The organism is Actinomadura rudentiformis, from assembly GCF_008923185.1.
In the GTDB taxonomy this organism is placed as follows: domain Bacteria; phylum Actinomycetota; class Actinomycetes; order Streptosporangiales; family Streptosporangiaceae; genus Spirillospora; species Spirillospora rudentiformis.
The window spans coordinates 25,037-49,324 of the sequence record NZ_WBMT01000014.1; the positions used below are offsets into that span (position 1 = coordinate 25,037).

The 24,288-nt window shown below is 72.1% G+C and carries 20 protein-coding genes; 13 read left to right on the forward strand and 7 right to left on the reverse strand.

The window, feature by feature from the left end; all coding sequences use genetic code 11:
• Positions 1-2: 2 nt before the first annotated feature.
• Together F8566_RS27715 and F8566_RS27720 are read right to left on the reverse strand one after the other, a co-directional pair.
• Positions 3-1,553: an AMP-binding protein gene (locus tag F8566_RS27715; RefSeq protein WP_192809887.1), complete on the reverse strand. Its 1,551-nt coding sequence runs from the start codon at positions 1,551-1,553 to the stop codon at positions 3-5.
• A gap of 172 nt (positions 1,554-1,725) precedes the next feature.
• A complete protein-coding gene (locus F8566_RS27720) occupies positions 1,726-2,400 on the reverse strand; it encodes an ACT domain-containing protein (RefSeq protein WP_151564786.1) in 675 nt (224 codons plus the stop codon).
• A 187-nt stretch (positions 2,401-2,587) separates the two neighbouring features.
• Here F8566_RS27720 and grpE point away from each other — a divergent pair, with 187 nt between their 5' ends.
• The 10 genes from grpE to F8566_RS27770 all read left to right on the forward strand — a co-directional run bounded on the left by grpE (position 2,588) and on the right by F8566_RS27770 (position 16,882).
• Complete coding sequence (gene grpE, locus F8566_RS27725; protein ID WP_151564787.1) at positions 2,588-3,442, forward strand: nucleotide exchange factor GrpE; 855 nt, start codon at positions 2,588-2,590, stop codon at positions 3,440-3,442.
• 35 nt (positions 3,443-3,477) lie between these two features.
• Complete coding sequence (locus F8566_RS27730; RefSeq protein WP_151564788.1) at positions 3,478-5,061, forward strand: Hsp70 family protein; 1,584 nt, start codon at positions 3,478-3,480, stop codon at positions 5,059-5,061.
• A gap of 31 nt (positions 5,062-5,092) precedes the next feature.
• Positions 5,093-7,726, forward strand: a complete 2,634-nt coding sequence (locus tag F8566_RS27735; RefSeq protein ID WP_151564789.1) for a hypothetical protein — start codon at positions 5,093-5,095, stop codon at positions 7,724-7,726.
• A 2-nt stretch (positions 7,727-7,728) separates the two neighbouring features.
• On the forward strand, positions 7,729-8,985 hold the full coding sequence (locus tag F8566_RS27740) for a TRAFAC clade GTPase domain-containing protein (protein ID WP_151565002.1): 1,257 nt from the start codon (positions 7,729-7,731) through the stop codon (positions 8,983-8,985).
• 6 nt (positions 8,986-8,991) lie between these two features.
• Positions 8,992-11,370, forward strand: a complete 2,379-nt coding sequence (locus F8566_RS27745) for a GAP1-N2 domain-containing protein (protein WP_151564790.1) — start codon at positions 8,992-8,994, stop codon at positions 11,368-11,370.
• A gap of 8 nt (positions 11,371-11,378) precedes the next feature.
• On the forward strand, positions 11,379-13,097 hold the full coding sequence (locus F8566_RS27750; protein WP_225993618.1) for a TRAFAC clade GTPase domain-containing protein: 1,719 nt from the start codon (positions 11,379-11,381) through the stop codon (positions 13,095-13,097).
• Positions 13,098-13,243: 146 nt separating this feature from the next.
• Entirely contained in the window at positions 13,244-13,945 is a 702-nt protein-coding gene (locus F8566_RS27755; RefSeq protein WP_151564792.1) for a PASTA domain-containing protein, read from the forward strand.
• Between the two features lie 108 nt (positions 13,946-14,053).
• Positions 14,054-15,259, forward strand: coding sequence for a multidrug effflux MFS transporter (locus F8566_RS27760; protein WP_151564793.1), 1,206 nt, complete (start codon positions 14,054-14,056; stop codon positions 15,257-15,259).
• A 19-nt stretch (positions 15,260-15,278) separates the two neighbouring features.
• A complete protein-coding gene (locus tag F8566_RS27765) occupies positions 15,279-16,169 on the forward strand; it encodes an LLM class flavin-dependent oxidoreductase (RefSeq protein WP_192809888.1) in 891 nt (296 codons plus the stop codon).
• Between the two features lie 101 nt (positions 16,170-16,270).
• Positions 16,271-16,882: a DUF1707 SHOCT-like domain-containing protein gene (locus tag F8566_RS27770; protein WP_151564795.1), complete on the forward strand. Its 612-nt coding sequence runs from the start codon at positions 16,271-16,273 to the stop codon at positions 16,880-16,882.
• 25 nt (positions 16,883-16,907) lie between these two features.
• Here F8566_RS27770 and F8566_RS27775 read toward each other — a convergent pair whose 3' ends face one another.
• Positions 16,908-17,513, reverse strand: coding sequence for a TetR/AcrR family transcriptional regulator (locus F8566_RS27775; protein WP_151564796.1), 606 nt, complete (start codon positions 17,511-17,513; stop codon positions 16,908-16,910).
• Between the two features lie 101 nt (positions 17,514-17,614).
• On the opposite strand from F8566_RS27775, the gene F8566_RS27780 reads away from it, so the two are divergent.
• The 3 genes from F8566_RS27780 (at position 17,615) to F8566_RS27790 (ending at position 20,414) form a co-directional block, all read left to right on the forward strand.
• A complete protein-coding gene (locus tag F8566_RS27780) occupies positions 17,615-18,595 on the forward strand; it encodes a phosphotriesterase family protein (RefSeq protein WP_151564797.1) in 981 nt (326 codons plus the stop codon).
• Between the two features lie 73 nt (positions 18,596-18,668).
• On the forward strand, positions 18,669-19,226 hold the full coding sequence (locus tag F8566_RS50150) for a DivIVA domain-containing protein (RefSeq protein ID WP_192809889.1): 558 nt from the start codon (positions 18,669-18,671) through the stop codon (positions 19,224-19,226).
• Between the two features lie 66 nt (positions 19,227-19,292).
• Positions 19,293-20,414 carry a S1C family serine protease gene (locus F8566_RS27790; protein ID WP_151564798.1) on the forward strand — a complete coding sequence of 374 codons (1,122 nt, stop codon included), beginning with the start codon at positions 19,293-19,295 and terminating at the stop codon, positions 20,412-20,414.
• A gap of 21 nt (positions 20,415-20,435) precedes the next feature.
• On the opposite strand, the gene F8566_RS27795 is transcribed toward F8566_RS27790, so the two are convergent.
• Genes F8566_RS27795 through F8566_RS27810 form a run of 4 tightly spaced genes read right to left on the reverse strand, consistent with a single transcriptional unit; the run spans position 20,436 to position 24,275 of the window.
• Complete coding sequence (locus F8566_RS27795; RefSeq protein ID WP_192809890.1) at positions 20,436-21,254, reverse strand: SDR family NAD(P)-dependent oxidoreductase; 819 nt, start codon at positions 21,252-21,254, stop codon at positions 20,436-20,438.
• Positions 21,251-22,477, reverse strand: coding sequence for a cytochrome P450 (locus F8566_RS27800; RefSeq protein ID WP_151564800.1), 1,227 nt, complete (start codon positions 22,475-22,477; stop codon positions 21,251-21,253). The genes F8566_RS27795 and F8566_RS27800 overlap by 4 nt, the downstream gene beginning before the upstream one ends.
• Positions 22,474-23,481 carry a phosphotriesterase family protein gene (locus F8566_RS27805; RefSeq protein WP_151564801.1) on the reverse strand — a complete coding sequence of 336 codons (1,008 nt, stop codon included), beginning with the start codon at positions 23,479-23,481 and terminating at the stop codon, positions 22,474-22,476. Before F8566_RS27805 ends, F8566_RS27800 begins: the two co-directional genes overlap by 4 nt.
• Positions 23,478-24,275, reverse strand: coding sequence for a phytanoyl-CoA dioxygenase family protein (locus tag F8566_RS27810; protein ID WP_151564802.1), 798 nt, complete (start codon positions 24,273-24,275; stop codon positions 23,478-23,480). The genes F8566_RS27805 and F8566_RS27810 overlap by 4 nt, the downstream gene beginning before the upstream one ends.
• Positions 24,276-24,288 lie beyond the last annotated feature (13 nt).

Here is a 24,288-nt window from a genome sequence, read left to right on the forward strand (position 1 = left end):
CGTCAGATCCGCTGGCCGCGTCCCTGCCAATAGGGGTCGCGGAGCAGGCGCTTGTAGAGCTTGCCGGTCGGCGTCCGCGGCATCTCCTCGATGAAGTCGACCGTCCGGGGCGCCTTGTACCCGGCCAGCGAGGCACGGCAGTGCGCGATCAGCTCGGTGGCCAGGCCCTCGGACGGATTGACCTCCTCGGCCAGCTCGACCGCCGCCTTGACCTGCTCGCCGAACTCATCGTCCGGCACGCCGAAGACCGCCACGTCGCGGACCGCCGGATGGGTGATCAGCACGCCCTCGACCTCGGCGGGGTAGATGTTCACCCCGCCACTGATGATCATGTCGATGGCGCGGTCGGCGAGGAAGAGATACCCCTCCTCGTCGAAGTAGCCGATGTCGCCGGTGGTGAAGAGCCCGTCGGGCCGGTGCACGGACCTGGTCTTGGCCTCGTCGCCCCAGTACTCGACGTCGTCGCCGCTGGTGTAGCGGAACCAGATCTGGCCCGGCTCCCCCGGCTTGGCCGGCTCGCCGTCCTCGCGCAGGACATGCACCTCGGTGGTGGGCAGCGGGCGGCCGACACTGCCGGGCCGGGCCAGCCACTCGGACGCGGTGATGATCGTGTTGACCGAGGCCTCGGTGGAGCCGTAGTACTCGTGCACGATCGGGCCGAGCCACTCGATCATCTGCCGCTTGACCGTGGGCGAGCAGGGCGCGGCGCCGTGCCACACCGCGGCCAGGCTGGAGCCGTCGAACGCGGCTCGCACCTTCTCCTCCAGCCGCAGCAGGCGGACGAACTGCGTCGGCACGAGATGGATCTGGGTGATGGCGTGCTCGTCGATGAGCCGCAGCGTCTCGGCCGCGTCGAACGACCGGCGCATCACCACGGGCCGCCCGGTGAGCAGGAAGACCTGCGACCACAACCACTGCGCCGAGTGGTAGACGGGCCCGACCAGCAACGACCGGCCGCGTTCGGGGATCAGCAGGATCTCGGCGAAGGTGTCGCCGACGAGCTTGGCAACCTCGATCGGCGCGCCCGCCGCGAGCAGCTTGCGGTTGACGCCCTTCGGCCGCCCGGTGGTGCCCGAGGTATAGATCATCGGAATGCCCATGCTCTGCCCGGCCGGTTCGCCCTCCGGCCCGCTCGCCACGAACTCCTCGTACGGCGTGAAGCCCGGGATCGCCCCGCCGATCGCCACGCGGGCGCGCAGGTCCAGGCCGTCGGCGGCCGTGGCTGCGATCTCGGCGAAGTCCGCCTCGGAGAACAACGCCTTGGCTCCGGCGTCCTCCAGCACGTACCGCAGCTCGTCGGCCGTCCAGTGCCAGTTGACCAGGACATAGCGCAGCCCGATGTGCCCGGCCGCGCACATGAGCTCGAAGTGTTCGCGGCGGTTTCCGGAATGGATCGCGATCGCGTCTCCGACGTCCAGCCCGAGGCCGCGCAGGGCACCCGCAAGCCGGTCGGTCGTCGCGTTCAGCTCCCGCCAGGAGGAGGCGCCGCGTTCGTCGATGATCGCTGGCTCGTCGGGGTGGGCTTGGGCGAACGGACGGAGCAGTTCGGCCACGATGACCTCCAGAGGACCGGCACGAATCCTAGAATTGGACTCTAAGACTCGGGATGGCCGAAGGGACAGGTCAGAGCACCGATCAATATGGTCCCGGCGCGACCGCGCCGCCGCGCCGGGTGCCATGTCCGCCAAAGTAGACGCTTGAGGCGTCTCGCCGGTTTCGTCCCCGTTAAGAACTCTGTACCAGGTCCGCCGCGAGCTCGCCGTTCTCGGGCGGCCGCCGCACCCCCAGCACGGCCTCGGCGGCGCCGACGAGCTGCGCCAGCCGGAAGACCTCCGTCCGGTGGAACTGCGGCGCGCCCGTCCGGGCCACCAGCATCACCAGCTCGGCGCCCTCCGCGTCGACGATCGGGGTCAGCGCGTACTGGGTGCCGTCGTGCGCGGTGAACGCCCGGGGCCGGACCGGCTCCAGCTCCGGCAAGTCGACCATCGAGCCGTGGCCCAGGCTGGCGTGCACGAGCACGGGCCCCTCCGGGCCCTGCGCGACGAGGCCGGCCCAGTCGGCGCTCAGAATCGCCGGCACCGCGTCCACCAGGGTCACCGGACCCCGGCGCGGGTCGGCGGCGAGCTGGCCGATGAGCGCCGCGTCCGGAAACGCGCCCTGCGGCTCGGCGGTGGGCCAGATGCCGATGATGTCCACACCCGGGATCGACGCCAGCCCGTCACAGAGCCGGTCGATGCCGACCCCCGTGGCCCAGACGACCGTGAAGTCGTCGAGGGCGCGGCCGCTGTCACGTTCCAGGACCGCCATCTGCACCACGTCGGCCCCGGCGACGCCGAGAACCCGCGCCACCTTCCCCAGCGAGCCCGGCCGGTCCGGCAACCGGACGCGAATCCGCAGCATCTTCGCCACCTCCTGTGTTAGCCCGACTCCCCCAGACTGTTGGAGCAGCATTTCCATGGTGTTACCCAAGCGTGTCAGCGTCGAGAAGTCGCGCGAGGAACTGCTCGTCATGTCCTCGGAAGCCCAAACGGAAGGTCACGCGCGGGGGGCTATCCCGGCGGGTTGCATCCCGTTAAGGTAACTGCACGTGTCGACCGCTCGGGATGAGCCTGCCAGCCGGGACGCGGGGGAGGACGCCGGGGGTATCTCCGGCGGCGACCCCGCGCCGGATTTCCAGGCCGAGATCAGGGACGCCCTCGCCGGGCTGGCCGCCCGGTTCGACCGCGAACTCGCCCGCGAGCACGAGCGCGCCGCGCACCGGGAGGCGGTCATCGACCGGCTCCACGAAGAGAACCAGCGGCTGCGCCGGGGCGAGCTCCAGGCCACCCTCGAACCGCTGCGTTCCGCGCTCTACCGCCTGCACGACCTGGCCCGCGGCGGCTCTGAACGGTGGGCGGCGCCCGAGCCGCCCAAGCCCGCGGACGCCGCCTCGCTGCTGGCCGCCGTGGCCGACGAGGTCGCCGACGCCCTGGCGCGTACCGGCGTCGAACGTTTCACCGTCGAGCCGGGCGAGGCGTACGACGCCACCCGGCACCGCCCGGTCGCCGTCGAGCCCGTGACCGACCCCGCGCTGGCCGGCACGGTGGTCGCGGTCCGGACCGACGGCTTCGAGCAGGACGGCCGTGTGGTCCGCAAGGCCGAGGTGTCCGTCGGCAAAGCCGTCCCAGAGGGCCCTCCAGCCCCATCCCCACCCATCCGGACAAAGGCGAATTCTGCCGCCAAGCCCACGGTGGTGGAGACCGCCGCCAAACCCACGGTCGCGGAGGCCGCAGCCAGAGCGGCGGTCAAAGCCACGGCAAAATCCGCGGCGGATTCGGCGCCCGAATCCGCCAAGTCCGGCACGGCCGGACGTGGCGCTTGCGAACCGCTGCGCGAAACCGAGGTGGAGCGAGACGATGAGCGCGGGCCGGATGGACGTCCGCCCGCCGGTCACGGACCATGAACACCACGCCCCCGGTATCGATTGGTGAGAGGGACATGGCTGTCTACGGGATCGACCTGGGAACGACCTACTCCTGCATTGCCTCGATCGACGATGTGGGACGGCCCGCGGTCCTGCGCAATCTCGAGGGCACCGACACCACCCCGTCCGTCGTCTACTTCGAGAGCGGCGACAACGTGGTCGTCGGCGCCACCGCCAAGGACACCGCGGTGCTCGCGCCCGACAACGTGGTCAGCCTGATCAAGCGGGACATGGGCCGCGACGTGACGCGCAGGATCCACGGGTTCGACTACACGCCCGAGGAGCTGTCGGCGTTCATCCTGCTCAAGCTGGCCACCGACGCGCGCACCACCACGGGCGAGGAGGCGCGCGACGTGGTGGTCACGGTGCCCGCCTACTTCGGCGCGGCCGAGCGCGACGCCACCCGCAAGGCGGGCCGGATCGCCGGCCTCAACGTCATCGACATCGTGTCGGAGCCGATCGCCGCCGCGATCACCTACGGCGTGCTCAACCCCGAACAGGACCGGACGATCCTGGTGTACGACCTGGGCGGCGGCACGTTCGACACGACGGTCATCGCGCTGCGCTCCGGGCACATCGAGGTGGTCTGCACCGACGGCGACCACGAGCTGGGCGGCGCCGACTGGGACGCCCGGCTCGTGGAATACCTCGCCGAGCGGTTCCGCACCGAGCATCCCGAGGCCGGGGACCCGCTCGACGACAAGCAGACCGAGCAGCAGCTGCGCCGCGACGCCGAGGACGCCAAGAAGGCGCTCACCACCCGTACCGCGCACACCGTCCGGGTGATGCACGACGGCCGGGTCGCCACGATCGAGATCACCCGCGAGAAGCTGGAGGAGCTGACCAAGGATCTCCTCGACCGCACGATAGAGATCACCGGCCGTACCCTGTCCACCGCCGCCGACAAGGGCGTCGACGACTACGACGACCTGGTGCTGGTCGGCGGGTCCACGAAGATGCCGGTGGTGGCGGCGCGGCTGGAGACCGAGCTGGGGCTGGCGCCGCGGTTGCAGGACCCCGACCTCGCGGTGGCCAAGGGCGCCGCGCTGTACGCGTTCGAGGAGACCTACCGGCGGCTGCTGGCGGCGGGCGAGCAGGACCGCGCCGAGGAGATGGCGGGCCGCGCGGGGCTGTCGGCCGAGCAGCAGCGGCAGATCGCCGGGCGCCAGATCAAGACGGTCGCGTCGCACGCGTTCGGCATCGTCGTGGTCGACCGCGAGACCTCCGCCGAGAACGTCGCGCACCTCGTGCACGCCAATGACGAGCTCCCGGCCGCCAAGACCGAGGACTTCTTCACCGTCTACGACGACCAGACCTCGGCCGACATCCGGGTGATGGAGCAGGCGGGCAACGTCGAGTCCCCCGAGCTCATCGACAACACCGAGATCGCCACGGGCGTCGTCCGCATCCCGCAGGGCAAGAAGGCCGGCTGGCCGATCGAGGTGACCTTCACCCTCGACTCCTCCGGGTTGCTGCACGTCACCGCCGTGGAGAAGGAGACCGGCGAACGGCTGGAGCTCAAGATCGACGTCGGCGGGATGTCGGAGGAGGAGGTCGAGAAGTCCCGGACGGCGCTGTCGAGGGTGCGGGTCAGCTGAGGTCCCTTGGAATCTTTTTAGGGGGGTCGCGGTGACCTTCGACGACGACTACAAGCGGGCGGTCCTCGAACCCGCCCGTGCGGCCGGCGACCAGCCGCCCGAGGACCTGCGGATCCGCTACGCGCTGACCGAGCCGCTGGCGGCCGCCACCGTGGCGTCGCAGGTCAAGCTCGTCCGCCAGTGCTGGCGGCGAGCCCGCGGGCAGCTGAAGTACCGCAAGCTCATCGACCGGCTCGAGGCCGAGCACCGCGAGCTGGCGCCGATCTTCGCCGCCGCCGACCGCGGTGACCTGCGGCCGCTGGCCGAACGGCTGCGCGGCGGGCAGGAGCGGACGCGGCACCGGATGTCGCAGGCCCGCGCCCGGCTCGCTGACGCGGCGGGGATGTTGCGGATGGTCACCCCCGGCGAGGTCGAGGGCATCGCACGTGCCGGCGGGGTGAGGCGCGACGAGCTGGAGACGGTGGCCGCCACCGACCGGATCGAGATCCGCGAGCCCGACGTGCTGCCCGCCACGCCGCCGTACGCCGCGTACCGGAAGGTGCGCGAGTCGCTCGACGTGCTCGGCCGCCGCCACCTGCCCGACTTCCTGTTCGGGGCACGGCTGGCCGGTCCGATGCGGGTGCTGGACGGCTTCTCCGCACCGGTCTCGGAAGGCGGCCCGCTGCGCCTGGACGGCTCGGCCGTCACCGCGGTCGCCGCGCAGTGGGCACGCCGAAGCCGCGACAGCAGCCTCACCCACGCCGACACCGTCCTCGCTTCGCTGCGCTCAGATGTGGATCTGGCCGAGCTGACGCTTTACGACCTGGCCGAACGGCTCCGGGAACGGCTACGCCAGCGGGCGTCCGAGCGGGCGTTGCTGCGGTACGCGCTCGAAGATCTGGGCATCGAGCCGGGCGACGCGCGCCGGCTGGTGTTCGCCGTGCTGCGCGAGAGCGGACCGGGCGGCGGCCTGGCCGGGCGGCTGCGCGCCCTGCTCGACGCCGGCGAGGTCTACGCGGCCGCCGAAATGGCCGACGCGGCCGCCGAGGACGACGAGGAGGCCACCATGCTGGCGGCGGAGGCGCGGCACCGGGTCGCCACCGCCGTCCGCCTGCGCGAGGCCGCCGTGCACGAACGGGACCCCGACACGGCCTGGCGGCTCCTCGCGGACGCCCTCCGGCTCGTCGGCGACCTGCCGGGGGCGGCGGACCACCAGCGGCGCCTCCCTCCGCGCCAGGTGCCCGCGCTGAGCGCCGACGTGGACGGCGAGACCGGCGATGACATCCGCGTACGGCTGTCGTGGCCGGACTCCCCGTCCACCGCCGGAGAGGTGATCTACCACCTGGTGCGGCGCCGTGACCGGCCGCCGCGCAACGCCGCCGACGGCGAGGCGCTGCCCGGTCCGCACGACGACCGTCCGCCGGTCAACGTACCGCTCTACTACGGGGTGGTGGCGGTCCGGGGCGAGGCCGCCGCGGCGCCCGCCGTGGCCGGACCGGTGATCGTTCGGCCGGAGCCCCGCGACGTCGAGCTGATCTCTGGCGACGGCGTGGTGACCGGCCGGTGGCGGTGCCCTCCGGAAGCCGCGCGAGCCCTCGTCGTCCGGGACGGGAAGGCGATCGCGGCCGGGCGTGAGGGCTTCCAGGAGCGGGTGCCGAACGGCGTCACCCATCACTACCGGATCTCCGCCGTTTACCTGGACGCGGACGGCCGGGAGGCGGTGACGCCCGGCGTCCGGACGTCGGTCACGCCGAGCGCCCCGCCGGAGCCGGTGTACGAGCTCACCGCCGAGCCGGACCCGGCCGATCCGGAGTCGTTGCTGGTGCGCTTCGACCCGCCGCGGCACGGCACGGTCGAACTGGTGCTCACCACGGGACCGCCGCCGTGGCCGCGCAGCGCCCTGGTCCCGGTCGAGGAGGTACGGCAGGCCGGCCGCCGCGTACCGGGCACGCCGGTGAAGGGCGGGCTCGCGGTGCGGCCCGGCACGGGCGGCTGGCTGGTCGCGGTGAGCGTCGCCGAGGACATGGCCGCGATCGGCGCGTACCACCGGCACGTCAACCTGCCGCCGCCGCGCCGCGTGGTCACCGAGCGGCGCGGCGCGTTCGTGCACGTCGGATTCGACTGGCCGGCGGACGTCGCGGAGGTCGAGCTGACCTACCTGATCGGCGCAGATCGGGTCGGCGCAGAGCGGGTCGGCGCAGATCGGGTCGGCACCGCCCCCGAGCGCGAGATCGTCACGCGCGCCGCGTACGACACCCAGGGCGGCATCAGGCTGCCGGTGCCCGAGGACGAGCCGGTCGAGCTCCAGGTGGCGGCGACCGGCACGGTCGGCGGCTCCCGGGTCACCGGCCCGGCGGTGAGCGCCGAGGTCACCGCGCACACCGTCGTCGCCTACGACCTCGAACGCGGCGGCCCGCCATGGCGGCGCTCGCTCACGATCAGGCTGTCCGCCGGCCGTCCGTTGCGGGTCGCCCGGCTGGCGCTCGTCCTGCGCACCGGACGGGTCATGCCGCATCGCGCGGGTGACGGCGAGACCATCGGCGCGTGGGAAGAGATACCGGTTCCAGGGGAGGTGTCCCTTCCCCTGCCGCAGGTGTCCGGGCCATATTGGCTGCGCTGCTTCACCGATGATGATGTCATCGAACTCAGCGATCCCCCGGTCCGCCGCCTCCAGGTCACGAGGTGACGATGCTCGACAAGGCCCGCCTCCCCGGTGTGCACGCCAGGGACGACGTCACGTGCCCGTACTGCTTCGCCGTCGTGCCGTTGCAGCGGGTGCGGTTCCGCTGCCGGGGGCAGGCGGGACGCCGGCCCGGTTGTGCGCCCGTTCTGGACCAGCGGCTTGCCGACTACACGGGGTCGACGGCGGGCGCGTCGCTGCCGCCGGTCTTCTCCGCCTCCGGGCGCCGCAGCCGCGCCGCCTGCCCGGACTGCGGCCAGGAGACCGGGAGCCGCGTCTGCCCGGAGTGCCACAACCCGCTGCCGTCCGCATACTGCGACTCCCCCGGCCGGATCGTGGCCCTGGTCGGCGCCAAGAACGCGGGCAAGAGCACCTACATCGCGGTGCTCCTCCACGAGCTCATGAACCGCGTCGGCACCGAGCTCGACGCGTCCCTGGTGGCGTGCGACGACCGGACGATCGAACGCTACAAGCGCGACTTCGCCCGGCCCCTGCTGGAGGAGCGGCGGCTCCTGCCGACCACGACGAGCGCGGCGACCAGCCCGCGCGAGCCGCTGGTCTACCTGCTGACGCGGAGCCGCGGCGGCGGCCGGTTCGCGCGCAGCCGCAACGACTCGCTCGCGCTGGTGCTGTTCGACACCGCGGGCGAGGACCTGCGCAGCCGGGAGGTCCGGGACCTGCATCTGCGGTACCTGGAGGCGGCCGACGCGATCATCTTCCTGGTCGATCCGCTGGAGCTGCCCGGCGCGCGGGCCGAGGTCGCCGACGGGCTGCCGCCGCCCACGACGTCCGAGGACCCCGACAGCGAGCCCATCAACATCATCGCGCGGGTGACCGAGGCGCTGCGGGAACGGAACGGGACGAAGCCGGGCGACCGGCTGCGCGTGCCGGTCGCGGTCGCGCTGACGAAGATCGACGCGTTGCGGCCGGGGTTGCTGAAGCAGTCGGCGCTGCGACGGACGCGCGACGGCGTGGGCGTGCTGGACCTCGACGACCGGGAGGCGGTGGACGAGCAGGTCCGCGCGATGCTGCACGACTGGCAGGCGGGACGGCTCGACCTCTACCTGCGGCAGCAGTACGCGGAGTACGCGCTGTTCGGGCTGTCGGCGCTCGGCGGGATACCGCACGACGGCAAGGTCGGCGCGGGCGGCGTGCGTCCGTACCGGGCCGAGGATCCGCTGTTGTGGCTCCTCTACCGATTCGGGATGCTGGACGGCGCCCGTCCCGGCTCTGGGCGCTTCGGGCGCCGGGCCGCCGGGATGTGAGCACCCGTGGCCTGGCAGCTGCACTACACCTCGGCACGCAGTGGGCCGACCGGCCGGGCCGGATTCCAGTTCGTCGCCGAGACTCCGGGCCTGCCCGAGGGTCTGCGCGCCGCCGTCACCCCGCACCTGTCCTACCGGCCGCCGCCCAGCGCTCCGCTCAATCCGGACGACGGTGAGCTCGGCCGCTTTCCCGTCACGTTCCTGTACGACCGGGCAGGAGAACGGGCGCTGCTGCTGTGGTGCCGCTATCTGGGCCAGGACTACTCGGGGCGATACGGCAACTTCTTCGCCCACGCCGTGGTGGCCGATCCTGATGAGCTGGAGGGACTGCGGCCCGCCGAGCTGTGGCGCGCGCCGCTGTGGTCTCCGCACCCCGAGGACGCCGGAGAGCTGCCCGATCTCGACGAACTGATCCCGGGCGCCGCGTTCGAGCCGGAGATGCTCGCCGAATGGCTCGCCGAGGCCTGCCCTGGCGACGACAAGGACGCCCCGTACGGCCTCCTGGCCCGGCTGATGGACGCCGTGGTCGCGGTGCTGGGGCAGGGCCACGGCCGGGTCGTCCTGGTCGCGGACGACGTCGAGCAGGTCGCGCGCTGGATCGCAGTGGTGTCCTACTCGCTGCCAGTCGCGGCGGCGGCCCGGATGTCGTTCGTCACCTACAGCGCCGATCCCGGCGGCGCGGCCCAGCGCCTGGTGGGCACGACGCCGGATGTGTGGGCAAGCGCGCAGCACCACACCACAGCCCTGCTGTCGATCGACCTCCGCCACGCGGCCGGCGGGGCGGGGACGAGTGCGGAGGCGGGGGCGGGGCGGTTCGGGTGGACGGTGGCGCGGTGCTGGCAGGCACAGGACTTCGCGGGGCTGGACGCGCTGGGCGAGCTCGCCCTGCTGGAGCCGGACCGGGTCGATCCCGGCGTGCTCGACCAGGCGGCGGGGTTGCTCGCGCTGTGCCGGGGCGATGCGGCCATCTCGGCGGAGGAGGAGGCCGCTGTCGCGGGGATCCTGACCCGGCATGGCCGTGCGGTGCCCGAATGGGTCTGGCGTGATCTCGTACGCGGCGTACCGTCGATCGGGTTCGACCTCGCGCTGGCCATCCACGACTGGGCCAGGGACGCCGGGGCCCGCGATGTCGCCGGGCAGTGCGCGCTGCGGGCCACCGTGATCGCCCTGTCGGACCCGTCCGTACGGGATCGGTTGCCCGCGTACGCGCTCCCGGCCGGATCGCACGACGGCCTGGCCCCGCAGGTCTCCGCCGCGCTGGCGGCGGCACCCGATCTGACCGAGGCCGTGCGGGTGGTCGCGGTGGCGGCCGGGGCGGGAGCCGTGCCGTCCCCGGCCGAGGTGACGGCGGTCGCGGCCGAACGAGCCGAAACCGGGGCCGCGGATCTCCCGACCGCGCTGTCGGCCTGCCCGCCCGGGGCCCGGGAACCCCTGCTGACGGGGGTGCTGGCGGGCCTCGCCGCCGCCGATGAGAAGACGCGGCACGCGGTGCTCACGAACACGGCGTGCGATCTGCTGTTCGAGCAGGAGCCCGACCGGCTGGCCACGACCCCGGCCGTCGGGCTCACGGTGCTCGCCTCGGTCGGCCACCGGCGCCGGGATCGGCGCCTCGAGGTCACCGGGGAGCTCCTGCGGATCGGGCGTGGCGCCGGGGAGCTCGACCCGCCGTTGAGCCGGGTCTGGGCCAGGCCGCCGACCGTCGCCGAGTGCCTCGAACTGCTGGAGGCCCATTCCGGGGCGATGCTCGAACACCCGGCGTTGAGCGTGCTGCCGTCCCGCACGTTCGCCCGTTCGGCCACCTCCGGCGACGCGGCGGCGCTGGCTGAGGCGGCGACCCTGCGGCTGGCGGCGCGGACGCGCACGCTGCTGCCGGGGACGGGTGCCGAACGTGACGGCGCCGCGGTCCAGGCGTACGCCGACGCGGTGACCGCGGAACGGCCGGAGCGCGCGGCGGCCGCGTTCGGCTCGATGATCGGCGCGGGTGCCTCGCCTCGGCTGGCCGAGGCCGCGTTCGACGGAGCGGCGCGGCGGGTGGCCCGGCGGGATCCGCGGTTCCGGGCTGCGCTGCTGGCCGCCGCGTCCGGGACCGTGCGTGCCCGGCTGGCCGCCGCGTGGACGGCGGATCCGGTCTCCAGCCGCCGGGCCCTGGCGCGCCCCTCCTTGCGATCGGCGGAGAACGCGCGGCGCAACGAGCTGGTGGAGATCGTCCTGCGGCTGCGCATGCGCGGGATCACGGAGCCCTCTCTGGAAGCGTGGGCGCGTACGGCGCTGTCGCGCTTCCTGCCGTCCCGGCAGCTGGAGGCGCACTTCTCCGGTGACCGCGAGCTGCGCGGCGCGCTGAGGGACCTGATCGCCGAGACGCGCGGCGCCGGGCGGGGTGACTGACCGTGCAGATGATCGCCGTCCTGCTGCTCGCCGCCGTCTGGGTCGCGATCATGTACGTCGGGTTCGTGGTCGTGTTCCCGTACCTCTTCACGGTCACGCTGATCGGGGCCGCGATCGGCGCCCTCGGCTACTACTACGTGCACGCCTTCCAGACGCTCGCCCGCATCGCGGTGGACGGCCCGTCACCGGTCTCGGCACCGGAGGTGTCCTACCGGCACTATCTGCTGGCCCAGGTATGGCGGGACTGGTGGGCGATCGCCCGCAAGGTGGTCCCCGGGATCTGGAATCGTGCGCTCGGCGCCCTCACGCTGCTGACCCAGACCTTCCTGCTCGGGGGGTTGTGGGGGTTCTTCACGCTCCCGTTCTGGCTGGCGCTGTGCGCGGGGATCGTGGCGGCGGCCGTGCCGGCGGTGGTCCTGGGTGTCGCCCTGACCGTGCTGTACGGGGTGGTCGCCGCCATCGGGCTCGCGGGCTGGCTGGTGTGCGTCCTCGTCCTCGCGGCGGTCGAGCGGCTCTTCATGGCCTACGGGCGGATCCTGCAGACCTGCCCGCATCCCTTCTGCTACGAGAAGGTCGGGCTTCCGGTCTACGAGTGCCCGGGATGCGGCGCTCGCCATCCGAGGCTGACGCCGGGGTCCGGCGGGGCGTTCCGGCATGTGTGCCGGTGCGGGGCGCGGCTGCCGACGACCGTTCCGCTGGGGCGTTTCCGGCTCGCCGCGTACTGCCCCCACTGCGGCGGGAGGCTGCCCGAACGCATCGGTCGGGTGCGGGTCGAGCCCTTGCCGTTCGTGGGCGGGCCCGCGGCAGGGAAGACCACGTTCATGTTCCTGGGGATCAGGGCCTTGCACGCCCGTGCGAGCGCTGTCGACGGCAGGCTCGCGTTCGTCGAACAGCGGCACGCGCAGGCGTACGCGGGGGCCATCCGGGAGTTCCAGCGGGGCGGGCAACTGGCCAAAACAGGGCCCGAGCTGCCCCTGGCCACGATGGTGGACGTGGAGCTGCCTGGGCGCGCGCGCCGGATCCTTTACCTCTTCGACCCCGCGGGCGAGCACTACACCGGGGCGACCGAGGTCGAGTCGCTGCGCTATCTCGATCACGGCGAGGCCCTGCTCTTCGTCGTCGACCCGTTCGCGCTCCCGCAGGTCAGGCGGTCGCTGACCGACGACGAGCGGGGGGTCGTGGAGGGATCCGCCGCCTCGTCGGAGGAGGACCCCGCCGACACGTTGCAGCGCGTGCTCAACGAGCTGCGCTCCCGCCCCGACCGCGGCAGGCAGCGGCGGGTGGCGGTCGTCGTCACCAAGACCGACCTGCTGGAGCGCACCGAGATCGGACGGCCGCTGCTCAACGGCGCCGACCTGCGCGGGTGGCTCGGCGAGGTCGGGCTCGGCAACACCGTGCGCACGCTCGACCAGGTCGCCGGCCACGTGCGGTATCTCGGCTCCGGGCTGGCGACCGATCCGGCCGACGTCGCCGGTCTGCTGGGATGGGTGTCGGGCCTGCCGGTGAACGGGGCGTCCGCGGACCGTCCGGCCACGCCGGCGGCCGGCGAGGTGCCCGGGACGGCTCCGCTTCGTTCCCCCTGGCCGGTCCGGGGACGGGACGCCTCGCGGGTGCCGCTGGGATACCAGCTGGGCCGCTGGGCCGTGCTCGCCGGCCTCTCGGTGCTCATGATCGCTGCCCTGACGGCGTCGGTGGTCGTCGCGGCCGCGAAACTCCCGTGGGGATGACCGGCCCCCGAGGTTGATCGGCTCCTGAGGTTGATCGGCTTGGCCGGGTATATGCCTAAACGGGGGTGGGGCGAACTCCGGCCCGTGAGCGGGCGTCCCATCGAACAAGAGGGGGTTCAGACCCCGCCAGAGGATGGGGGCAGCATATGCCCGAGCAAAGGCCTGGCGGGCCGGCGCAGGCCCCGGACGTGCCCGTCGCCGGTTCCCGAGTGAGTCCCGCCGTCACGGCGGAGCCGCCACCGGACCACACCGAGCCCGAAATGTCGGTGCGTGCCATGGTCCTCATGGCCGGCATCATGAGCGTCGCCGTGGCGTGCGTCTTCGGGCTCACCCTTCTCCTGGGCGGCACGTCGCCGAGCGCCTCCAGGCCCCCGGCCGGTGGCCAGGCGCAGGCCACCCCGGGCGGGCAGGAGCCGCCCCCGAGCCCCGCCCCGACCGGCACCTCCACTGCCCCGCCGGTCACTCTCCCGGCCGTGACCGGCCTCAGCACCACCTCCGCCATCGGCCAGCTCGCGGCGCGCAAGATCCCGCTCGGCGCGGTCATCCGCGTGCCGTCCTCGCAGTCGGCGGGACTGGTCGTACGCAGCTACCCCGCAGGCGGAACCACCGTGCGGTCCGACGCCCCGGTCACCCTCTACGTCTCCGCGGGCCAGGGCGGCTCGATCACCGGCAAAGAGGTCGCCGTACCGTACTTCATCGGGGTGAGCGAGCAGCAGGCGCGCAGCACCGCGGCCATGCTGGGCTTCCAGATCACCCTGGCCAACACGGGCACCGTCGTGGCCGGCCAGCAACCACGTCCCGGCGCCGTCTACCTGCGCGGCTCCACCATCACGCTCACCATGCGATGAGGACCGTGGCGAGCGCTGTGACGCATCACACTTCCTGACGCGGCAGATAACTGTCGGTCACCTCGTTACCTCTCGTGGAAGCCGACCACGAAGAGGTGACGAGACACCATGACCCAGGTGGTGCACACGACCGCCCCGGCCCCCGCGGACCACCGCCGACTGCGTCTGATCGTCATCCTGGGCGCGCTCACCGCCATCGCGCCGCTGTCGATCGACATGTACCTCCCGGCGCTGCCCAGGATCGCCGCCGACCTGTCGACCGGCGCGGTCCAGGCACAGCTCACGCTGACGGCCTGCGTGGCCGGCCTCGCCGCCGGGCAGGCGATCGCGGGTCCGCTGAGCGACCGGTGGGGCCGCCGCCGCCCGCTCCTGATCGGCTTGCTCGCCTACGCGGCCGCCTCGCTGCTGTGCGTCGTGGCGCCCACCGTCGAGACGTTCATCGCGTTCCGCCTGATCCAGGGCGCGGCCGGCGCCGCCGGCATCGTGATCGCCCGTGCGATCGTCCGCGACCTGTACGACGGTGCGGAGGCGGCCAGGTTCTTCTCGATGCTGATGCTGGTGAACGGCCTCGCGCCGATCCTCGCACCGGTGCTCGGCGGCCAGATCCTCCGCGTGATGCCCTGGCCGGGCGTCTTCGCGGTCCTCTCGGGGATCGGCGTGGCGATGTTCCTGGCGGCGCTCCTCGGCATGCGCGAGACGCTGCCGCCCGACCGCCGCGCCACGGCCACCGCCACCCTCCCGGCGTTCCGGACGTTGCTGGCCGACCGCCCGTTCGTCGCGTACGCGGTGTCCGGCGGATTGGCCTTCGCGGCGATGTTCACCTACATCTCCGGCTCGCCGTTCGTCCTCCAGGACATCTACGGGATGTCGCCTCAGGCGTTCAGCGTCGTGTTCGGCGTCAACGCGCTCGGCATCGTCCTCGCCGGCCAGGTCAGCGGCCGCCTGGCAGGCCGGGTGTCACTCACCGGGCTCCTGGCCACCGGCCTCGCCGTCATCTCGATCGGCGGCGCGACCCTCCTGATCGCCGTCCTCACCGACCTTGGCCTGCCCGCCGTCCTCCCTGCGCTCTTCCTCGTGGTCTCCGGCCAGGGCCTCGTCCTGCCGAACGCCACCGCGCTGGCCCTCTCCGGCCGACCGGCCAATGTAGCGGGCAGCGCCTCCGCTCTCCTCGGGCTCGCCCAGTTCGGCATCGGCGGCGCCGCGGCTCCGCTGGCCGGGGTCCTCGGCCCGGGCACCGCGGTCCCCATGGCCGTCACGATCGCCGCGACCGCGCTGGCCGCCGCCCTCGCCGCAAGGGTTGCGTCACAGAACTAACCGAACGTACGGTCGGGATGTGATCGTCAGAATCGGCTACAACGCCCCCGCGACGACCGACCTCCGCGCCCTGGTCCTCGGCCTCGAACGCGAGGGCTTCGACTCCCTCTGGGTCTCCGAGCGCGCGACCGGCCCGTCCCCCGACCCCGTCGTCGCCCTCACCTACGCCGCCGCGCTCACCTCCCGCATCAAACTCGGCACCTCGGTGATGACGTTGCCCGGCCGGCAGCCCGCCCTGGTCGCCCAGGAGATGGCCTCGCTCGACAACCTCTCCGATGGCCGCCTGCTCCCCGCGTTCGGCCTGGGCCTGCGCAACGTGGGCGAGCAGCAGGCCTTCGGCGTCCGCCGCGAGGAACGAGCCGCCATCTTCGAGGAGGTGCTTCCCCTCCTCCGCCGCTTCTGGGCCGAGGACGAGGTCACCCACCACGGCACGCATTTCCACTACGAGAATCTCCGTGTCCTGCCCAAGCCCGTCAAACGGGGCTTCGACGTCTGGATGGGCGGCGCCTCCGACGCCGAGCTCCGCCGTACGGGCCGCCTCTCGGACGGCTGGCTCGCCGCGTTCACGACCCCCGCCGAAGGCGAACGAGGCCGCGTCCTCATCCAGCAGGCCGCCGCCGAGGCAGGCCGCGAGATCGAGGAAGAACACTTCGGCGCCGTCGTCCCGTACCGCCGGGGCCCCGTCGACCCGCAGGTCGAAGCCCGTTTCACCCGAGCCCGGGCCGTCCGGGGGCCCGCCCCGCTGGACGACGTGGTCCCCACCCTCGACAGCCTGGAGACCCACCTCAAACACCTGATCGAGGCAGGCCTCTCCAAGTTCGTCCTGGCGCCCCTGATCCCCCCGCCCGACTGGGACAGCGAACTGGCCGACGTCCGCGACGCCGCCCTCCCCCTCCAGACCCGCCGCTGACGGTCCCGTCGCCGACGGCCACGATCACGCCGAGCGACTCGCCGCCCTGTTGCGTCGACTCTGCCGGGCGCGGTGACCGGAATGCGCATACTGTACTGACCATGACGGACGAGAGCTCCCCCGAGCTGAGGGCGTCCCACGCGGATCGGGACCGGGTCGTCGAGCAGCTGAGGATCGCCGCCGGGGACGGCCGCCTGACGCTCGACGAGCTGGACGAACGCCTGGAGAAGGCACTCGCCGCCCGCACCGCGGGCGAGCTCGTCGAACTCGTCAATGACCTCCCCCTGAGCGGCCCGCCCGCCCCCAAGGACCTGGTCCAGATCGACGTCCAGGCTGCCACCTCCAGGCGTGAGGGCCGATGGGTCGTCCCACGCGTCCTGGAAGTCACGGTGGACAGCGGCAGCGTGGTGCTGGACCTGTCCACAGCCGTGATCACCAACCCGACGCTGCGAATCAAGGCGACCGTCACCAGCGGCAGCCTGAGACTCGTGACCAGGCCCGGCATCGAGGTGGACGCCGATCAGGTCAAGGTCCGGAGCGGCTCCGTCCAGGTGCGCACGCCCCCGGGCGGGGACCCGGCGACATTCCTCCGTGTCGAGGTGGCGGGATCCGTCGACAGCGGCAGCATCGTCGCCCGCCCGCCCCGCCGCAGCCTCCTGGCCTGGCTCCTCCGCCGCCCACCCGGCTACGGCACCATCGGGCCGGGGGTCTAGGGCTTCTAGCGAGGCTCTAGGGCTTCTAGCGGGGGTCCAGGGCGGCCAATACGAAGGCCGTCACCTCGTCGGCGAGTTCGGCGGCGGATTTGGGCCCGTCGGCGCGGAACCATGAGGGCATCTGGTTCACCATGCCGAGTGCGACGATGGTGACCGTGTCGGCCGAGGCCGCGGTCGAGAAGACCCCCTCCTTCTGCGCCGCGGCCACGATACGGCGGAACGTCACGTGGTAGCGGCGGCGGTCGGCGCGGAGCACGTGCATGTAGTCCTCGTCCAGCCGGTGCGACTCGCGGGAGAACACCTTCGCCTCGTCGATGTGCTCGGCGGTGCTCTGGATCAGCTCGGTGAGGATGGCGCGGATCGTCTCGCGCGGGGGACGCCCGGCCGCCACCACCCGGTCGAGATCGGCCAGCTGGCGGGCGATCAGCGTGTGGTAGATCTCGTAGAGGAGATCGTCCTTGGAGTCGAAGTAGTGGTAGAGCGCGCCCTTGGTGACGGCGGCCGCCATGACGATCTCCTGGACCGACGTCCCGTCGAAGCCGCGCTCGGCGAACAGCCGTACCGCCGCGTCCAGGATCCGCCGCTCCACCGGGCTGGACCGCGGGGTCGCCGCCCTCCGGCGATCTGGCATCGTGCGGCCCCTCCCCTCGGCGTGTGCCCATTGACGTGTGACCGGGCTGGTCATAGCTTGCCAGAAACCGACCAGTCGGTATGCAGCCGGAGGAGACCCCGATGCCCGCAGTCGAGACCGCCCGTGGCCCCGTCGACCTCACCGCGCTGGGCCGGACGTTCATGCACGAACACGTGTTCGTCCTGTCGACCGAGCATGTCCAGAACTACGGCACCGGAGCCTGGTGGGACGAGGAGGAACGGGTCACGGACGCGGTGACCAAGCTCCGCCAGCTCGTGGACCGCGGCATCACCACCATCGCCGACCCGACCGTGTGGGGGCTCGGCCGCTACATCCCGCGCATCAAGCGCATCGCCGAACTCGTGCCCGAGCTCAACATCATCGTCGCCACCGGCATCTACTCCTACGACGACGTGCCGTTCCAGTTCCACTACCGCGGCCCGGGGACGCTGCTGGGCGGGCCGGAGCCGATGATCGCCGACTTCACCCGGGACATCACCGAGGGCATCGCCGACACCGGGATCAAGGCCGCCTTCCTCAAGTGCGCGATCCACACGGCCGGGCTCACGCCGGGCGTCGAGCGCATCCTGCGCGCCGTCGCCGCGACCCATCGCGAGACGGGCGCGCCGATCACCGTGCACACCGACAGCTCGATCAACGCCGGCCGGATCGTGGTCGAGCTGCTCGGCAAGGAGGGCGTCGACCTGACCAAGGTCGTCATCGGGCACGCCGGTGACAGCAACGACCTCGACTACCTGATGGAGCTCGCCGACACGGGCGCGATCCTCGGCATGGACCGCTTCGGGCTGGACCTGCTCAATCCCACCGCCAACCGCGTCAGCACGATCGCCGCCCTGTGCGAACGCGGCTACGCCGACCGCATGGTGCTCAGCCACGACGCCAGCTGCTACATGGACTGGTTCGGACCCGACCCCGAGATGCTGCGCGGCATGGCGCCCAACTGGAACTACCGGCACATCAGCGACGACGTCCTGCCGTCCCTGCGCGCTCTGAACGTCTCCGAGGCCCAGATCGACCAGATGCTCGTCGAGAACCCCCAGCGCTACTTCAATCCGCGCTGACCGAGGTGACCGTTTCCGGACGGGACCGACCGGCAGGTGGGAGGATAAATTCTCCTGCCAGGAGGTGCCGTTGATGCCGGAGTTGTCAGTGGTCATGCGCGGCTACGACCGGCGGCAGGTGGACGAGCTCGTCGCCCGGGTCGAAGGCACGCTGGGCCGCGCGCCGCTCCCCGGCAAGCCGATCACCCTGAAGGAGTTCGGCTGGATCGAGTTCGACATCGCGGTCCGCGGCTACGACCGCTTCGAGGTCGACGGCATGATGCGCACCTACCGGCGGGAGCTGGCGGCCTTGGAGGGCGTCGAGCTGCCCGACGACCTCGACGAGCCCGACGCGGGACTCGGGCTCATCCTGGGCTCGGCGGACGAGGACACCCCCGACACCCCGCTGTTCAGCGAGATCCGCGGCGAGCACTCCTTCCCCGTCCGGTTCCGCGGCTATGACCGCGCTCAGGTCAACGCGCTCATCGCCCGCATCTGGGGCACGCTCGGCCGCGCCCCGCTCAACGGCCTCCCGGTGACCCGCGAGGAGCTCAACAACCCGCGGCTGGACGTCGTCCTGCGCGGTTATGACCGCCCCACCGTCGAGGAGGCGCTGGGCCGGTATCTTCGCGAGCTTCTCGAACGCCGCTGACTCTCCGCGCGTATATGGGTGTAGATCGCCCGTTTTCTGGGCAACGCTCGCCTGAGGAGGCACGTCTTGCACGAGAGTCGGAGCGGTCGCGGAGCCGGTACCGCGGGCGGTTGCGTCGTCGTCGCGGCCCTGGTCGTCGCGGCCGCCTTCGCGCTGGTCTCCGTCCTGCTCGGCCGTCCGATCCCCGGACTCCAGCAGCAGGGCGATACCGTGGCCGCGCCCCAGAGCACGGCCGAGGCCCCCCGCAGCACGAAGCCGAGCGGACGCAGGCCCGGCGTCGTCAACATCTTCACCGAGCAGGGCCTGCGCAACTCGGGCGCGGCCGGGACCGGCATCGTCATCGACCCCTCGGGCCTGGTGCTCACCAACAACCACGTGATCCAGGGCGCGACCGAGATCAGGGGCACCAACACCGACAACCGCCGCACCTACCGGGCCGAGGTGCTCGGCTACCAGAAGGCCGGTGACATCGCCCTGATCAGGCTGACCGGGGCCGCCGGCCTGAAGCCCGCCGTGTTCGACACCTCTGGCGACACCCGCCGGGGCGACGTCGTCACCGCGGTCGGCAACGCGGGCGGCAAGGGCGGCAACCCCGAGGTCGTCACCGGCACGATCACCGCGCTCGACCGGGAGATCACCGCGACCGACCAGTCCGACGGCAGTTCCGAGCGCCTGAGCGGGCTCATCGAGACCAACGCCCCGATCAAGCCAGGCGACTCCGGCGGCCCCCTGCTCAACACCAAGGGCCGGGTCATCGGCATGAACACGGCCGCCTCCGCCAACTACAGCATGAAGCTGGAGGGCGGTTCCCGGGGCTACGCCATCACCTCCCGCCAGGCAATGGCCATCGTCCGGCAGATCCAGCGCGGCGACACCTCCAACGGCGTGCACATCGGCCGCACGGCGCTTCTCGGCGTGCAGGTCCGCACTCCCACCACCGAGTCGGGCGGTCAGGGCAACGGCGCGTTCATCACCGGTCTGATCCCCGGCACCCCGGCCGAACGGGACGGGCTGCGCCGCTCGACGACCATCGTCGCCCTGGACGACGAGCCGGTCGACTCCCCCGGCGGCCTCACCGACCTCCTGCTCCAGCACCAGCCGGGCGACACCGTCCGGGTCATCTGGATGGACAGGGCAGGCAACCGCTTCGCCACCCCCGTGACCCTCGGCAACGGCCCCCCGCAGTAAAGCCGCCCTTCAGCACGCCATTCACGCGTGCGTGGCGGGCTTGGTGGCTTGTGCCGTCCAGTTGCGGAGGGCGTGTTCGGGGCGGTGGGCGGTGGTGCCCGAGTCGATCACGATGGTCTGGCCGGTGATGCAGCGCGCCTCGGAGGAGGCCAGGAAGGCTACGAGGGCTGCCACGTCCTCGGGCTCGGCCGGGTCCGGGAGGATGCGTTCGGCGGCCTTCTCGGCGAGGCGTTCGGGTGACATCACACGGCGGGCGGCCTCGGTCAGGACCAGGCCGGGTGCGACGGCGTTGCAGCGGATGCCGCGGTCGCCGTACATCGTGGCCACATAGCGGGTGAACGAGACGAGCGCGGCCTTCGCGGACCCGTAGGCGGCGTGGTCGGTGTCGCCGACGAGCGCCGAGACCGAGGACGTGTTGATGATCGCCGATCCCGGGGGCAGGTGCGGCACGGCGTGCTTCACGCACAACATCGGGCCCCGCAGGTTGACCGCGAGCGTACGGTCCCAGACGTCGACGTCCATCTCGGTGAGCCCGAGGTCGCGGCCATAGACCTCGCGCGACAGCACGGCGGCGTTGTTGTGCAGGACGTCGAGGCGGCCGTGGGCTTCGAGGACGGCGGCGATCATGGCGCGGACGTCGTCCTCGCTGCTCACGTCGGCGGTGAACGGGTAGGCGGTGCCCTCGTTCTTGGCGATCAGGCGGGCGGTCTCGGCGGCCGTGGAGGGGTTGATGTCGGCGACCGCGACACTGGCTCCTTCGGCGGCCAGGCGCATGGCGCAGGCACGGCCGATGCCGGAGCCCGCGCCGGTGACGAGGGCGACCCTGCCGGTGAATCTCACCGTTCGTCCCACTCGACCGGGAGTGCCGCCAGGCCGCGGCCGACCAGGCTTCTGCGGTAGGTGGGGTTGGCGCCTGGAGCGAGGCGGAGGGAGGGCATGCGGGTGGTCAGCTGCTCGAACGCGATCTGCATCTTGAGCCGGCTCAGCGCCGCCCCGACGCAGTGGTGGACGCCGTAGCCGAAGACAAGATGGTCGCGGGCGTTGGGACGCCGGATGTCGAAGCGTTCGGGGTCGGGGAAGACCGTCTCGTCGTGCCCCGCCGAGTCGGCGTGCAGCAGAACCTGGACGCCCTCGGGGATGGTCACGCCGTGCAGGCCCACCGGAGTGGTCGTGGTGCGGAAGCTGCCCAGGCTGGCGCCGTCGATGCGGAAGCTCTCCTCGATCATTCCCGGGATGAGCTCGGGCTCGGCGACCATCTCCTCCCAGTTCGCGCGTTCGCGCATCAGGCGATAGACGGCGTTGGAGAGGCCGTTCGGCACGGTGTCGTTGCCGCCGAGGAGCAGCGCGCTGATCGTCTCCACGACCTCGCGGTGCGACAGGCCCTCCGGGCCGGTGTCGATGAGCTCGGCCATGAGCGACACGAAGTCGGCGCGCGGCTCGGCACGGCGCTCGGTGACCAGGCGGTCCACGTAGTCGAGGTACTTGAGGAAGTCCTGGGCGAGCTCGTGCTGGCGTTCCTCCGGCTGGGGCGACAGGAAGAGCTGGAACCAGGAGTAGACCCAGTGCTTGACCTGCTCCTCGTCCTCCGGCGGCACCCCGATGAAGACCGCTGCCAGCCGCGCGGACGGCAGGTGCGCGATCTCAGCCACGAAGTCGGCCTGGCCGCGCGGGATCACCTGGTCCAGGACGGCGTCCACCTTCGTGCGGAAGTCGTCACCGAGGCGGGAGACGGCGCGCGGCGTGAAGGCCCGGGAGATCGCGCGGCGCATGCGGGTGTGCTTGGGCGGATCAACGTTGGCCGCGAAGTCGTCCAGGAACGAACGGTGCTCGCCGAGGGTCTCCTTCACGCGCTCGGTGAGCGTCCGGGAGATGGTGAGGGAGCCGACGCTGGAGAACGTCGTGTGGTCGCGATAGGCGCCCCGGACGTCGTCGTAGCGGGTCAGCACCCACATCTGGAGATGATCGCTCCAGAAGACCGGCTTCTCGTGCCGCAGATGGCGCAGGAACGGATAGGGATCGGCGACATGCCAGTCGGCACTGACGTCGAAGTCCGCGGGGATCATGGGCGGCGGCCTCCGGTGAGGATCGTGCGGGGGTTGTCGACGAGCATCTGCGTGATCTGCTCCTCGGTGACGCCGGCGGCGCGCAGCGCGGGCAGCACGTCGCGGGAGATGTGCAGCAGGTGGTAGTTGGGATGGCGCTCCCTGACCACCTCGGGCTCGAAGCGGTCGTTGAAGCAGTACGAGTCGTGCGACAGGACCATCCGGGAGGCGTGGCCGCGCTCGCACATCGCGACGACCGTGGCGACGCGGTCCTCGAACGAGGTGAACTCGATCCCGAACCGGTCCATCCCGAGGTACGACCCGTTCGCGACGAGCTCCTCCAGGTAGGCGAGGTCGGTGGAGTCACCCGCGTGCCCGATGACGACGCGGGAGAGGTCCACGCCCTCCTCGGCGAGAAGTTTCTGCTGGTCGAGGCCGTTGCGGGTTGACGACTCGCTGTGGGTGGTGATCGGTACGCCGGTCTCGCGGTGGGCCTGCGCGACCGCGCGGATGACCCGTTCCACCCCGGGTGTGATCCCCTGCCGGCCGGTGGCGCACTTGAGCATGCCCGCCTTGACCCCCGTACGGCCGATGCCCTCGGTGATGTCGCGCACGAAGAACTCGGCCAGCCGGTCCGGCCCGCCGAACAGCGAGCCCGGACCGCGGTTGCCGAAGTAGGGCGGCAGGGCGTCGTAGGTGTAGAGGCCGGTGGCCGCGACGATGTTGACGCCGGTGAGCTCGGCCACGCGCTGGACGGCGGGAACGTAGCGGCCGAGGCCGATCACCGTCAGGTCGACGACGGTGTCGATCCCGGCGGCCTTGAGGTCGTTCAGCTTGCCTGCCGCCTCCTGCGCGCGTTCCTCCAGGTCCCAGCCCTCGGGGATGTCCGGCCAGTTCCAGAGGATCTCGGGGCTCAGCCCGAAGATGTGCTCGTGCATGAGCGTCGCGCCCGGCTCGGCGACGGGGCCGCGAAAGGTCTCGACACTCGCGTCGGCTCCCTCGGTGCCCGTTCCCTCGGTGCTCATGGGCGCGGCACCACCGGGAACATGGGGTGGTCGAACGGCTTGTTGACCTCCAGGCCGAGGCCGTCGGTCTGCCCGTACGCGGCGCCGGTGTAGAGGGCGTTGGCGTCGAAGTAGGTCGCGGTGAACGACAGCCGCGGGCTGTCCCGCCGGTTGGCCGGTGCGCCGTGGATCACCAGGGAGCTGTGCATGGTCGCGTCGCCCGCCTCCAGGTCGATCGGCTCGGAGAGCTCCAGCGTCTCCAGCCACGGATGCTGGCTGAGCGCGTCGTCGTCCTCCCGGACGAAGCTGCGCCCGAGCGACCCGTACAGGTGCGAGCCGTTGTAGAAGCGCAGCGCGCCCATGTCGGCCGGGATGTCGGCCAGCGCCAGCCAGACGGTGAGCATCGCGGACCGGTCCATGGGCATCCACGGGAAGTCCTGGTGGAAGACGGTCGCGCCGTGGCCGTCGCCGTTGGCGGGTTCCTTGATCAGGAGGTTGGTCACCTGGAGCCGGACCGCGTCAACGCCGACCAGCAGCCGGGTGACGTTGTGGGCCAGCTGAGGTGAGAGTGCGAGCGCGGCGTACGCCTCGTCGTGCCGGGCGATGTCGCGGTCCTGCCCGAACGCCTGGTCCACGAAGCTGTTGCGGAACCGTTCGCGCCGTTCGGCGAGCCGTTCCAGCGCCCGTTCCTTGAGGTCCGCGACGAACTCCGGCGCCACCAGGCCGGGCAGCCGCGCCCAGCCGTTCGCACGGAAGTCGGCGATCTCCTGCTCCGTCACCTCGCGTACCGGAGCCCGCAGTACGGAAAGACCCATCGGCGCCGCCCTT

What these genes read in the sequence shown, in the direction of transcription:
- F8566_RS27740 (WP_151565002.1), top strand. Translation starts at nt 7,729, where the DNA reads ATGCTCGACAAGGCCCGCCTCCCCGGTGTGCACGCCAGGGACGACGTC.
- F8566_RS27805 (WP_151564801.1), bottom strand. Translation starts at nt 23,481, where the DNA reads ATGAGCACCGAGGGAACGGGCACCGAGGGAGCCGACGCGAGTGTCGAG.
- F8566_RS27810 (WP_151564802.1), bottom strand. Translation starts at nt 24,275, where the DNA reads ATGGGTCTTTCCGTACTGCGGGCTCCGGTACGCGAGGTGACGGAGCAG.
- F8566_RS50150 (WP_192809889.1), top strand. Translation starts at nt 18,669, where the DNA reads ATGCCGGAGTTGTCAGTGGTCATGCGCGGCTACGACCGGCGGCAGGTG.
- F8566_RS27770 (WP_151564795.1), top strand. Translation starts at nt 16,271, where the DNA reads ATGACGGACGAGAGCTCCCCCGAGCTGAGGGCGTCCCACGCGGATCGG.
- F8566_RS27775 (WP_151564796.1), bottom strand. Translation starts at nt 17,513, where the DNA reads ATGCCAGATCGCCGGAGGGCGGCGACCCCGCGGTCCAGCCCGGTGGAG.
- F8566_RS27720 (WP_151564786.1), bottom strand. Translation starts at nt 2,400, where the DNA reads ATGCTGCGGATTCGCGTCCGGTTGCCGGACCGGCCGGGCTCGCTGGGG.
- F8566_RS27760 (WP_151564793.1), top strand. Translation starts at nt 14,054, where the DNA reads ATGACCCAGGTGGTGCACACGACCGCCCCGGCCCCCGCGGACCACCGC.
- F8566_RS27750 (WP_225993618.1), top strand. Translation starts at nt 11,379, where the DNA reads ATGATCGCCGTCCTGCTGCTCGCCGCCGTCTGGGTCGCGATCATGTAC.
- F8566_RS27800 (WP_151564800.1), bottom strand. Translation starts at nt 22,477, where the DNA reads ATGATCCCCGCGGACTTCGACGTCAGTGCCGACTGGCATGTCGCCGAT.
- F8566_RS27730 (WP_151564788.1), top strand. Translation starts at nt 3,478, where the DNA reads ATGGCTGTCTACGGGATCGACCTGGGAACGACCTACTCCTGCATTGCC.
- F8566_RS27755 (WP_151564792.1), top strand. Translation starts at nt 13,244, where the DNA reads ATGCCCGAGCAAAGGCCTGGCGGGCCGGCGCAGGCCCCGGACGTGCCC.
- F8566_RS27780 (WP_151564797.1), top strand. Translation starts at nt 17,615, where the DNA reads ATGCCCGCAGTCGAGACCGCCCGTGGCCCCGTCGACCTCACCGCGCTG.